The following is a 12,098-nucleotide window of genomic DNA, read 5'->3' on the forward strand; positions in this document are numbered from 1 at the left end:
AGCTTGGCGGGCGAATGTTTAGATCGTATACGATATTCGGAGCCCATCTCATTGCCCATGCCGTCGGTTCTTGAACTGATCGCCGCCGAGAAAATTCCGCGCCTCAGCGCGTCGGACCATGTGGCCTTGACGCTCAAGAAAGCCATTGTCGATGGCACCCTAGCAGCGGGCGAGGTACTGCGGCAGGACGAAATCGCCAGCCACTTCCACGTCAGCAAAATCCCCGTCCGCGAAGCCTTGAAGCACCTCGAGGCCAAAGGCCTGGTGACTTTCCTGCCTCACCGTGGCGCCGTGGTGGCCTCGCTTTCCGCCGCCGAGATCGGCGAATACATGGAAATACGGGCCATGCTCGAAGCACGCGCCGCCCGCCTGTCGGCGCCACTGATCGACGAGCAGGCCATCGCCAGCGCTCGCCAGCATCTTGCTGCTTTTGCGCTGGCCAGCGACGGCGGTCGCTGGGGCGAATTGAACTGGCTGTTTCATTCGACGCTCTATGTTGCAGCCGAGCGACCGATCCTGCTGGCCGAAATACGATCGCTGTACAACAAGGTCGAACGCTATGTGCGCGCGCCCTTGTCGATCACCACCGAACTGCCCAAGACCCTGCACGAACACGCCGAGATTCTCGACGCCTTCGTGCGCAGGGACCCCGACGCGGCGGCAGAACTCACGCGGGCGCATGTGCTCGCTGCGGGTGCGTCACTTGTCCATTACCTGAATTACCACCGTAGCAAAGGAGGAAACAAATGAGAAAGTCGATCCTGACGGCCAGCTTCAGTCTGCTGGCCCTCGCCGGCGGCAGTGCTTACGCCGACATTCTGGTGGCCATCGCCGGGCCGATGACCGGTCAATACGCGTCGGCAGGTGACCAGATCCGCAAGGGCGCCGAGATGGCCATCGCCGACATCAACGCCAAAGGCGGCGTCCTTGGCCAGAAGCTGCAGCTGGAAATCGGCGACGACGCCTGCGATCCGAAACAGGCCGTTTCAGTGGCCAACACCATGGTCAACAAGCAGATCGTCTTCATGCACGGGCACTGGTGTTCGAGCTCGACGATCCCGGCGTCCGACGTCTACAACGAGTCGCAGATTCCGATGGCCACGGTGTCGACCAACCCGCAGGTCACCGAGCGCGGCTTGAAGAACATCTTCCGGATCATGGGCCGTGATGACCAGCAGGGCCTGGTTGCCGGCACCTTCCTGGCCGAGCACTTCAAGGGCCAGAAGATCGCCGTGGTCGACGACAAGAGCGCCTACGGCAAGGGTCTCGCCGACGAAATCGCCAAGGCAATGGAAGCCAAGGGCGTCAAGCCAGCACTGCGTGAATCGATCACCGCCGGCGAAAAAAGACTATTCGGGTCTGGTCAGCAAGCTCAAGTCGGCTGGCGTTGAGGTGATGGCCTTCGGTGGCTACCACACGGAAGTCGCGCTGATCCTGCGCCAGGCACAACAGGCAGGCCTGAAACTGACGGTGATGGGTGGTGACACGATGACCAACTCCGAGCTGGTGACCGCTGCCGGCCCGGCCGCCGACAACGTGTTCTTCACCTTTGCGCCGGATCCGCGCAAGAACCCCTCTGCCGCCGCCGTCGTCAAGCAGTTCCGTGACGCCAAGGTCGAGCCCGAGGCTACGTGATGTACGCCTATGCGGCCATGCAATTGTTCGCCGAAGCGGCCAACGCGGCCAAGAGCACCAAGTACAAGGATATGGAAAAGGCGCTGCGTTCAGGCAGTTTCGACACGGTGATCGGCAAACTGAGCTTCGACGCCAAGGGCGACAACAAACTGCCCGGCTTCATGGTCTATCAGTGGCAAGGTGGCAAGTACGATTACGTGAAGAAGTAAGCAGCGACCCGAGTGCCGGCTGGCTCTGCCAGCCGGCACTCGGGACCAAGAAGGACTCGCGGCGCCCGCCCCGAGGGCGGACTTTCGACAACGCATGGCGGCACCGACGCAGCGTGCCAAATCGGATCAACTCGCATCAACTGGGAGACAGCATGAGCGTGGCCACACCCCAAGCACTACGGCAGCGTTTGCGTGACTATCACCGCATTGACGAGGAAACGCTCGTCGAGGAGCTGATTGCCAAGGCGCGCTTCACCGCATCCGAACAGCAGGGTATCCGCCAACGCGCGACGCCACTGGTGCAGACGGTTCGCGACCAACGCTTGAAAAGCGGCGGCATCGATGCCTTCCTGACCACCTACGACCTTTCGTCGCGCGAGGGGGTGGTGCTGATGTGCCTCGCCGAAGCGCTGCTGCGCATCCCCGACGCAGACACCGTCGATCGCCTGATTCGCGACAAGATCGGCAGCACCGAGTGGCAGAAACGACTCGGCGCCTCGCACAGCACTTTCGTCAATGCCGGCACCTGGGCCTTGATGCTCACCGGCCAGATCGTCAATCTCGACACGGCGCAACGCAACCTCAGCGGCATTCTCAGGCGCCTGGTTTCGCGTACCGGCGAACCCGTGATCCGCCAGGCGGTGACCACCGCGATGCGCATTCTCGGCAAGCAGTTCGTCATGGGGCGCAATATCAATGAGGCGCTGGAGCGCGCACGTAGCGCGGAAAAAGCCGGCTACCGGCACTCCTACGACATGCTCGGCGAAGCCGCACGCACCAGCGCCGACGCGCTGCGCTACTTCGATTCCTACAGCAAGGCGATCGCCGCCATCGGCGACTCGGCCAGTGGTCGGCCGCCGTTCATCGCGCCATCGATCTCGATCAAGCTCTCCGCCTTGCACCCGCGTTATGAAGTCGCCAACGAAGAACGTGCGCGCCGCGAACTGCTGCCGGCGATCAAGGCGCTGGCGGTCAGGGCCAAGGCCAGGAACATCGGCCTGACCATCGACGCCGAGGAAGCCGAGCGCCTTGAACTGTCGATGGGACTGATCGAAGCGCTGGCCACCGATCACGAACTGCTCGGCTGGAACGGGCTCGGTCTGGCCATCCAGGCCTACCAGAAACGCGCCCTGCCCCTGCTCGACTGGCTTGCCGACGTTGCCCACCGTGGCCAGCGGCGCTTGCTGGTGCGCCTGTGCAAGGGCGCCTACTGGGACGCCGAGATCAAGATCGCGCAGGAGCGTGGGCATAGCGATTACCCGGTGTTTACGCGCAAGGTGACGAGCGATGTCTCCTACCTGGCCTGTACCAGGCGCTTGTTCGCCGATCCACAGGCCTTCTACCCGGCATTCGCGACGCACAACGCGCACACCCTCGCCGCCGTCGCCGAAATCGCGATCAGCGCCGGCGGCAGCGACGAATGGGAATACCAGCGCCTGCACGGCATGGGCGAAGAGCTCTACGACCAGATCGTCGGGGCCACAAAGTGGAACCGGCCCTGTCGCGTTTACGCGCCGGTCGGCAGCCATGAAGACCTGCTCGCTTACCTGGTTCGTCGCCTCCTCGAGAATGGTGCCAACTCGTCCTTCGTCAATCGCATCGCCGACGCCGAGCTGCCGATCGACGCGCTGATTGCCGACCCGGTCGAAAGACTGGCCGCGCTGGCGGTCAAACGCCAGCCGCGCATCCCGCTGCCACGTGACATTTTCGGTGCCAAACGCGCCAACAGTGAAGGACCGGACATGAACGACAAAGCCGCACTGCAAGACCTGCACCAGGCCATCCAGCAAAGCCAGACGGTGAACTACCTCGCCGCGCCGCTGATTGGCGGCAAGCAGGGAACCGGCGCCAGCAGCCGGCCGGTCTGTTCGCCGGCCAACCGGCGCGAAGTCGTCGGACAGGTGATCGAAGCCAGCGTCGCCGACGTCAACGCCGCGCTGGCGGTCGCGCAGGCAGCCTTCCCGGCCTGGGAGGCGACGCCCGCCGCCACCCGTGCGGCCGCTCTCGAGCGTGCCGCCGACCTGATGCAGGAAGGCCTCCCGGAACTGGTCGCGCTGATCGTTCGCGAAGGCGGCCGCATCCAGGTCGACGCCGTTTCCGAAGTCCGCGAGGCGATTGATTTCTGCCGCTACTACGCCGCCCAGGCCAGGGAGAAGTTCGCCGCGCCGATCGTGCTACCCGGCCCGACCGGCGAGAGCAACAGCCTGTCGCTGCACGGCCGCGGAGTTTTCGTCTGCATCAGCCCGTGGAATTTCCCGCTGGCCATTTTCGTCGGCCAAATCGCCGCGGCGCTGGCCGCCGGCAACACGGTGCTCGCCAAGCCCGCCGAGCAGACGCCACTGGTCGCTGCGCTGGCTGTGGGCATGCTGCACAGCGCCGGCATCCCGACCAATGTCCTGGCCTTCCTGCCCGGCGATGGCCGTGTCGGTGCGGCGATGGTCGCCGGCCGCGAATGTGCTGGCGTGGCCTTCACCGGCTCGACCGAGGTGGCGCGCATCATCGCCCGCAGCCTGGCCGGCAAGGACGGCCCGCTGGTGCCGTTGATCGCCGAGACCGGTGGTCAGAACGCGCTGATCGCCGACTCGTCGGCACTGCCCGAACAGATCGTCCGCGACGTCCTCGCCTCGGCCTTCAATTCGGCCGGTCAGCGCTGCTCGGCGCTACGCGTGCTCTTCGTCCAGGCGGATATTGCCGACCGCGTCGGCACGATGCTCGCCGGCGCGATGCAGGAACTGCGCATCGGCGACCCGGCCGACCTGCGCACCGACGTCGGCCCGGTAATCGACGAAGCCGCGCGCAAGGTGCTCGTCGCCCACGCCAGCTGGCTGGACAGTTTTGCGACCCCGCTCTATACCTGCGCGCTCGACGAGCAGGCCACCGCCGACGGCAGCTTCTTTGCCCCACGCGCCTACGAAATCGACAGCCTGTCGCGCCTCGAACGCGAAGTCTTCGGGCCGATCCTGCACATCGTCCGCTGGCGTGGCGAGGATCTGGACAAGGTCTGCGACGCCATCGCCAGCACCGGCTATGGCCTGACCCTGGGCATCCACAGCCGCATCGAGGACACCGTTCGACGCATTACTGCCCGGCTGCACGTCGGCAACACCTACGTCAACCGCAACCTCATCGGAGCGGTGGTTGGCGTGCAGCCTTTCGGTGGTGAAGGACTGTCGGGCACCGGGCCGAAGGCCGGTGGGCCGCACTATCTCTACCGCTTTGCGAGCGAGCGCACGCTGTCGGTCGATACCACCGCCGCTGGCGGCAACGCCAGCTTGATGGCGCTCGATGCGGGTGATGAATGAGAAAGCGCCAAGATGCAAATACTGGATCGATGTAGACGGCTTTGATATTCAGGAAGCCAATTGTTGCGGATTGTCATCCCGGGACAGGAAGCAAATACGGCAAATAACCTTTGAACACTTCGATTATGTCATTGAGCAGTGGAGAGAATTCCAGGAAAGGCGGGGAAAATGAAAAAGCACCATGAAATGGATGACATCGCTATCGAACGGGGCATTCTCAGCCCCGTCGTCGATGGCCAGAGAATTCAGCGTGACCTGAAGCAAATATCACCGGCGCTGGCGGCCGCGACGGAGGAAGAACAGAAGGAATTCGAAGTTTCTCCCTCGCGGTATGGTATTCACTGGAAATTGATCGACGAAGACATCTCGATCGATGCTCTGCTTGGTGTCGCACATCATCCGACCCCGAGCAGACGAAGCGCCTGACCACAATCGTGACCTACCCAATACTGATGCTTGCCGGCCGAAGCGATTGCGCTCCGAAGCGCTGCCAGTTTGATGGTCACCGAGGCTTTTGGCGGTCGCGTCACATGACTGACGACATGACAGCCTGGCCATTAGGGTCCAGGTCAAAGACACCCTTGATTCACCGAAAGCCTGCCAGCAAGGGGCCTTCCATTGGGATGCGCGTGGCGAGGTTCGGAACGGGAGGGGTGTGGCTTGGGTGCAGGACGGTCTCGCCAGATCAAGATTGGGAGAGAGCATGAGCCAATCTGCGACGGCCAAGAAGCATGCGGAATTTCTGCAGTGGATGCCTCACATACTCGATGCCTTGCGGGAATTGGGAGGGTCAGCTACACCCAGAGAGGTATGCGACTCCGTGGCCAGGCTTGCAAACGTTCGAGATGAAAAGCGTTTCGCGAGGCTCGGAAGTGGCAGCCTTCGGTTCCCGAATCAGGTCGCCTGGGGCCGCCAGTATCTTGTTTGGGAGGGACTGCTGCAATCGCCGAAACATGGCATCTGGATGCTCACGGCTTCCAGCAAGGAACTCCACCTCACTCTTGATCAAGCCCGCGAAATAGTCAGGAAGTGGGTTGCCATTCACGCCAAAAAACCGGTTCAAGCGCCACAAGCACCGCAATTACCACTGGAAACAACGGTCGATCAGGCCTCTCTGACAAGCCCATCCAACGCCTACGGCGAAGAACTGCTCCTGCAGTTGCAAGCGCTTTCACCCGAGTCGTTCGAGCAGTTCTGCGCGGACCTCTTGAAACATCTGGGACTGGAACGAGTGAGAGTCACTGGTGGCACCGGTGACAAAGGGATTGATGGCGAGGGCTATCTTCCGCTGGGGCCAATCGTCACCGCCAAGATTGCCTTTCAATGCAAGCGTTACTCCGGCTCTGTCTCTCCAAGTGCGGTACAGGCCTTTCAAGGAGCCATTGGTGATGCCGAAAAAGGAATCTTCTTTACCACCGGGTACTTCACGGACAGCGCGCGGGATGCCGCTCGACGCCCCGGCTGCAAGCCCATCGAATTGATTGACGGGGATCGCCTAATCGAATTGCTGGAACTGCATGAATTCGGGCTGCTTCCGGCGAAAACCTACGAAATCGACTACACCCTGCTGTCAAACTACGAAAGAGATCCAATGAAGTCAGTCGACGAGTTGCCCAGCAAGATGTCCCCGGGAACGCGTCGCAAGCACGGAGCGCGCGAGTAGCGCTCGAAAGGATGAGGAAGCATGAATCGAACCTACACCGCAGTAATCAAGCAGGATGCCGAGTGGTGGATTGGCTGGATCGAAGAGGTGCCGGGGGTCAACTGCCAGGAATCTTCACGAGAAGGTCTCTTGCAATCCCTGCGCGAAACCCTGATCGAAGCCATTGACCTCAATCGGGCAGATGCACTTGACGCGGCTGGAACCCGATTTGAAGAACTGCCAATTGCATTGTGAAGCGGCACTGTGAAGCGGCCCTGTGAAGCGGCGCGATTTGCTGGCACATCTCATGGCGCATGGTTGCGCCTTGCTGCGTGAAGGTGGTAACCATTCCTGGTGGTGCCATTCAAGTACCAACAGGCGAAGCGCCGTTCCAAGACATAACGAAATCAGCAATTACCTGGCGATCAAGATTTGCCGTGACCTTGGCATTCCAGAGCCGGGAAGATTCTGACGCTGCGCTTGCCGGCGAAGTTTGACGGTCTGACGCAAGCACAATAATCAGCGCATTTCGCGCCAGCAGCAAAGGAGGAAGGTGATGGCTCTTGCACTTCAGCAACTGATCAACGGCCTGACGCTTGGCGCCGTCTATGGCCTGATCGCCATCGGTTACACGATGGTCTACGGCATCATCGGCATGATCAACTTCGCGCACGGCGACATCTACATGGTCAGCGCCTTCATCGCCGTCACCGTGTTTACCCTGCTCGCCAGTTTCGCGATCAGCTCGGTGCCTCTGGCGCTGGTGCTGGTGCTGATCATCGCCGTCCTGTTTACCTCGGTCTATGGCTGGGCCGTCGAGCGCATCGCTTACCGGCCGCTGCGCGGGGCGACGCGGCTGGCGCCGCTGATTTCGGCGATCGGCATGTCGATTTTCCTGCAGAACATGGTGCAGTTGACGCAGGGGGCGCGCGTCAAGCCGATCCCGCCGGTGCTCGTCGGCGGCATCGATCTGATGACCGTCGACGGCTTTACCGTTCGCCTGGCCTACACCCAGATTCTCATCGTTATCGTCACCGTGGCGCTGATGGCCGGCTTCACTTACCTGATCACAAAAACCTCGTTCGGACGACAGCAACGATCCTGCGAGCAGGACCGGACGATGACCGCCCTGCTCGGCATCAACGTCGACCGCACGATTTCGCTGACTTTCATGCTTGGTGCAGCGCTGGCGGCGGTGGCCGGGGTGATGGTCACCGTCTATTACGGGGTGGTCGACTTCTTCATCGGTTTCGTCGCCGGCATCAAGGCGTTCACGGCGGCCGTTCTCGGCGGCATCGGCTCGCTGCCGGGGGCGATGCTCGGCGGCCTGCTGATTGGCCTGATCGAAGCTTTCTGGGCCGCCTATCTGTCTGCCGAATACAAGGACGTGGCGACTTTCAGCATCCTGATCCTGGTCCTGATGTTCCGCCCTTCCGGCCTGCTCGGCCGTCCTGAAGTGGAGAAAGTCTGATGGCCGCTTTCGTTCTCGCCCCACACAGCCTCTCGCCCGCGACGCGTCTCAAGGACGCCGCCGCGGTGGCCTTCATTGCCCTGCTGCTGGGCATTCCGATGATCGGCCTGACCACCGTCGATAGCGGTGGCGCCTTGCAGATCGCCACGCGCTGGCCGACCCTGTTCATCTTCGTCGGCGTCGCTTTCGCGGGCCGGCTGCTTCTGCGTTACGGCATCGACCAGTTCAAGGCGCACCAACTGACGCGGGAGCGCTCGACTGCGGCCACGGCCGCGGCAGCGCTGACCGACAGCAGTGGACGCAGCGGCAGCCCGATGCTCACCTGGGTCGCCTGGGCAGCATTAGGCGTGGCGTTGACCCTGCCGATGTTCTTTGCCGACAACCGCTACGTCGTCGATACCGCGACCACCGTGCTGATCTACGTCATGCTCGGTTGGGGCCTGAACGTCGTCGTCGGCCTGGCTGGCCTGCTCGATCTTGGTTACGTCGCCTTCTACGCCGTCGGCGCCTACACCTACGCCATCCTCGGAACGCAATTCGGCTGGGGCTTCTGGGAGGCCCTGCCGGTGGCCGGCGCCATGGCGGCCCTTTTCGGCGTCCTGCTCGGCTGGCCGACGCTGCGCCTGCGTGGCGACTATCTGGCCATCGTCACACTCGGCTTCGGCGAGATCATCCGCGTCATCCTGGTGAACTGGACCGAACTCTCCGGTGGCCCGAACGGCATTGCGTCGATTCCGCGGCCGACCTTCTTCGGTCTCGAACTCAAGCCGCCCGGCGATGATCCGACCTTTGCCTCGTTTTTCGGTATCGAGTATTCGCCAATCCAGCGCCTGATCTTTCTCTACTACCTGATCCTGGCGCTGGCGCTGCTCACCAACCTCTTCGTCTCGCGCATGCGCAAGCTGCCGATCGGGCGCGCCTGGGAAGCGATCCGCGAAGACGAGATCGCCTGCAAGGCAATGGGCATCAACGCCCGCAACGTCAAGCTCTCGGCCTTTGCCATCGGGGCCATGCTCGGCGGTTTTGCCGGCGTTTTTTTTCGCGGCCCGGATGGGCTTCATCTCGCCGGAATCCTTCACTTTCAGCGAGTCGGCGATCATCCTGGCGATCGTCGTTCTCGGCGGCATGGGCAGCCAGCTGGGCGTCGTGCTGGCCTCGCTGGTGCTGGTACTGCTGCCCGAGTTGGGACGCGATTTCGCCGAGTACCGGATGCTGCTCTTCGGCGCGGCGATGGTCCTGATCATGGTCTGGAAGCCGGGCGGCATCCTGTCGCACCGCGAACCGACGCTGCGTTACACCGCCGACGGAGAAGGCAAATGAGCGCCACCACCACTCCGCTCCTCAGCGTCGAGCGCCTGACCATGCGCTTCGGCGGTCTGCTGGCCATCGACGACATGTCGCTGGACGTTGCCGCGCGCCAGATCACCGGCGTCATCGGGCCGAACGGCGCCGGCAAGACAACTTTCTTCAACTGCCTGACCGGCTTCTACAAGCCGACCGAAGGCAGTGTCCGCCTGAACCATCCCAAGCGCGGTCTGCTGCGCCTCGAAACGCTGCCCAGCCACCAGGTGGCGCACAAGGCGCAGGTGGTGCGCACTTTTCAGAACATCCGCCTGTTTCCGAAGATGACCGTCCTCGAAAACCTGATGGTGGCCCAGCACAATGCGCTGCAGCATGCCTCGGTTTTCTCGCTGGCCGGACTCTTCGGCCTCGCCGGCTACCGGCGTGCCGAGGCGGCGGCGATGGACAAGGCCATCGGCTGGCTGAAGCGGCTGGATCTGATCGACAAGGCCAATACCGCGGCCGGCGACCTGCCCTACGGCATGCAGCGGCGCATCGAGATCGCCCGCGCTCTCTGTGTCGACCCGCTGTTGCTGTGCCTCGACGAGCCGGCGGCCGGCCTCAATCCGCGCGAATCGGCCGAACTCAACGAACTGCTCAAGCACCTGGCAGCTGACGAAGGCATCGCCATCCTGCTCATCGAGCACGACATGAGTGTGGTGATGAACGTCTCCGATCATATCTGCGTGCTCAACTACGGGCGCAAGATCGCCGAAGGCACGCCGGCACACATCCAGCAGGACGCGAACGTCATCAAGGCCTATCTGGGCGAGGACGATGCCGACGAACAACTGCACGCGGAGGCCAGCTCATGATGCTGCAACTGTCGGGTGTCCATGCCCACTATGGAAGCATCCACGCCCTGCACGGTGTCGATGTGGCGGTGCAGGTCGGCGAGGTGGTGACCCTGATCGGCGCCAACGGCGCCGGCAAATCGACGCTGATGATGTCCATCTTCGGCCAGCCGCGCGCCTCGGCCGGGCGCATCGTCTTCGATGGTGAAGACATCACCGCCCTGCCGACCCATGACATCGCCCGCCGCGGCATCGCCCTGGTTCCCGAAGGGCGGCGCATCTTCCCGCGCATGACGGTCCTCGAAAACCTGCAAATGGGCGCCGTTCTCGGCGAAGAGAGCAACTTTGCGGTCGACCTGAAGCGCATGTACACCCTTTTTCCGATTCTCGAAGAGCGTTGCACGCAGAGTGCCGGCACGCTATCGGGTGGCGAACAGCAGATGCTGGCCATCGCCCGCGCGCTGATGAGCCGGCCGCAACTGCTGCTCCTCGACGAGCCTTCGCTGGGCCTGGCGCCGCTGTATATCAAGAAGATTTTCCAGATCATTCGCGAGCTCAACCGTGAGCACGGCATGACCATCCTGCTCGTCGAGCAGAACGCGCACCACGCCCTGCGCGTGGCGCATCGTGGCTACGTCCTGCAGCACGGCCAGATCATTCTCTCCGGCACGGGGAGCGAACTGCTGGCCAGTCCGGAAGTGCGCGCCGCCTATCTCGAGGGCGCCCAGACGGAGACCGCTGCCTAGCCGAGCGCTGGCAGCGAAGGCGTGGAAAAAAGTGCGGAGGAGAGCGCGGCGCTGCCGCGCTGGCTGCCCTTCGTGGTCCTCGGCATCGGGCTGCTGGCGATTTCCTTTGGCGCCATTCTCGCGCGCCTGGCGCAAGGCCACGGCCTGCCGTCCCTGACCATCGCCACCCTGCGCCTGGGGCTGGCGGCGCTGATCATCACCCCGATTGCCCTCTGGCAATCGGGCCATGTGCTACGCGCGCTGAGCCTGCGCCAGGCCCTGCTGACCTGCGGCGCCGGTTTCTTCCTGGCGCTGCACTTCGCCACCTGGATCACCTCGCTCGAATACACCTCGGTAGCCAGCAGCACGGCGCTGGTGACCACCAATCTGCTCTGGGTTGGCATCGCTTCGTTTTTTCTCTTCGGGGAAAAGCCGGGCGCCGTGATGGCCCTGGGCATCGTCATCTCGCTTTCCGGCAGCATGCTGATCTTCTGGAGCGATAGCCAGAGCAGCGTGGCCGGCAGTGACCCGCTGCTCGGCAACTTCCTGGCCATCGTCGGCAGTTGGTGTTTTTCCGCCTACCTGCTGATCGGGCGGCGCCTGCGCGCCAATCTGCCGCTACCGGCCTACGTCTGGCTGGCCTATGGCAGCGCCTCGCTGTTTCTGCTCTTCGCCTGCCAGTTGAGCGGCACGCCGCTCACCGGCTATTCCGGCGCCGCCTACCTGATTGCTCTGGGAATGGCGCTCGGCCCGCAGTTGCTCGGGCACACTTCGTACAACTGGTCGCTGAAACACGTCTCCGCGACTTTCATCGCCGTGGTGACGCTCGGCGAACCGGTCGGCAGCGCAGCGCTGGCCTGGATATTCTTCGCAGAGTCGTTCGCGCTGTTGCAGGGGATTGGTTTTGCGCTGCTGCTCTTCGGGATTTACCTGGCGGCGCGTGGCGAAGGTCGTTGAGCCAAGGTCACGCGGGTTCGAA

The 12,098-nt window shown here is 62.9% G+C and carries 10 protein-coding genes and 2 pseudogenes; all 12 read left to right on the forward strand.

All coding sequences use genetic code 11. The features are described from left to right. The first annotated feature begins 57 nt into the window (after nucleotides 1-57). The 12 genes and pseudogenes from E4Q23_RS11115 (at nucleotide 58) to E4Q23_RS11170 (ending at nucleotide 12,076) form a co-directional block, all read left to right on the forward strand. Nucleotides 58-750, forward strand: coding sequence for a GntR family transcriptional regulator (locus tag E4Q23_RS11115; protein WP_169066737.1), 693 nt, complete (start codon nucleotides 58-60; stop codon nucleotides 748-750). After that, nucleotides 747-1,844: pseudogene (locus E4Q23_RS11120) on the forward strand (branched-chain amino acid ABC transporter substrate-binding protein). Before E4Q23_RS11115 ends, E4Q23_RS11120 begins: the two are co-directional and overlap by 4 nt. Nucleotides 1,845-1,996: 152 nt before the next feature. Beyond that, nucleotides 1,997-5,146: a bifunctional proline dehydrogenase/L-glutamate gamma-semialdehyde dehydrogenase PutA gene (putA, locus tag E4Q23_RS11125; RefSeq protein ID WP_169066699.1), complete on the forward strand. Its 3,150-nt coding sequence runs from the start codon at nucleotides 1,997-1,999 to the stop codon at nucleotides 5,144-5,146. Between the two features lie 168 nt (nucleotides 5,147-5,314). After that, on the forward strand, nucleotides 5,315-5,572 hold the full coding sequence (locus E4Q23_RS11130) for a DUF2442 domain-containing protein (protein WP_169066700.1): 258 nt from the start codon (nucleotides 5,315-5,317) through the stop codon (nucleotides 5,570-5,572). Between the two features lie 277 nt (nucleotides 5,573-5,849). Further along, nucleotides 5,850-6,809 (forward strand): restriction endonuclease, encoded by a 960-nt coding sequence (locus E4Q23_RS11135; protein ID WP_169066701.1) that lies wholly within the window; start codon nucleotides 5,850-5,852, stop codon nucleotides 6,807-6,809. A 21-nt stretch (nucleotides 6,810-6,830) separates the two neighbouring features. Next, complete coding sequence (locus tag E4Q23_RS11140; protein ID WP_169066702.1) at nucleotides 6,831-7,043, forward strand: type II toxin-antitoxin system HicB family antitoxin; 213 nt, start codon at nucleotides 6,831-6,833, stop codon at nucleotides 7,041-7,043. Nucleotides 7,044-7,065: 22 nt separating this feature from the next. Continuing rightward, entirely contained in the window at nucleotides 7,066-7,260 is a 195-nt protein-coding gene (locus tag E4Q23_RS11145) for a type II toxin-antitoxin system HicA family toxin (RefSeq protein WP_169066703.1), read from the forward strand. An 84-nt stretch (nucleotides 7,261-7,344) separates the two neighbouring features. Continuing rightward, nucleotides 7,345-8,259, forward strand: coding sequence for an ABC transporter permease subunit (locus E4Q23_RS11150; RefSeq protein ID WP_169066704.1), 915 nt, complete (start codon nucleotides 7,345-7,347; stop codon nucleotides 8,257-8,259). After that, nucleotides 8,259-9,579: pseudogene (gene livM, locus E4Q23_RS11155) on the forward strand (high-affinity branched-chain amino acid ABC transporter permease LivM). The gene E4Q23_RS11150 and the pseudogene livM overlap by 1 nt, the downstream one beginning before the upstream one ends. Then, nucleotides 9,576-10,415 (forward strand): ABC transporter ATP-binding protein, encoded by an 840-nt coding sequence (locus tag E4Q23_RS11160; RefSeq protein WP_169066705.1) that lies wholly within the window; start codon nucleotides 9,576-9,578, stop codon nucleotides 10,413-10,415. The pseudogene livM and the gene E4Q23_RS11160 overlap by 4 nt, the downstream one beginning before the upstream one ends. Further along, the gene (locus E4Q23_RS11165) at nucleotides 10,415-11,140 is read left to right on the forward strand and encodes an ABC transporter ATP-binding protein (RefSeq protein WP_042330205.1); all 726 of its coding nucleotides are present in this window, start codon (nucleotides 10,415-10,417) and stop codon (nucleotides 11,138-11,140) included. Before E4Q23_RS11160 ends, E4Q23_RS11165 begins: the two co-directional genes overlap by 1 nt. A gap of 21 nt (nucleotides 11,141-11,161) precedes the next feature. Further along, nucleotides 11,162-12,076, forward strand: coding sequence for a DMT family transporter (locus E4Q23_RS11170; RefSeq protein WP_336511668.1), 915 nt, complete (start codon nucleotides 11,162-11,164; stop codon nucleotides 12,074-12,076). Nucleotides 12,077-12,098: the final 22 nt, after the last annotated feature.

The organism is Candidatus Accumulibacter phosphatis, assembly GCF_012939955.1.
GTDB classification, from domain to species: Bacteria; Pseudomonadota; Gammaproteobacteria; order Burkholderiales; family Rhodocyclaceae; genus Accumulibacter; species Accumulibacter delftensis.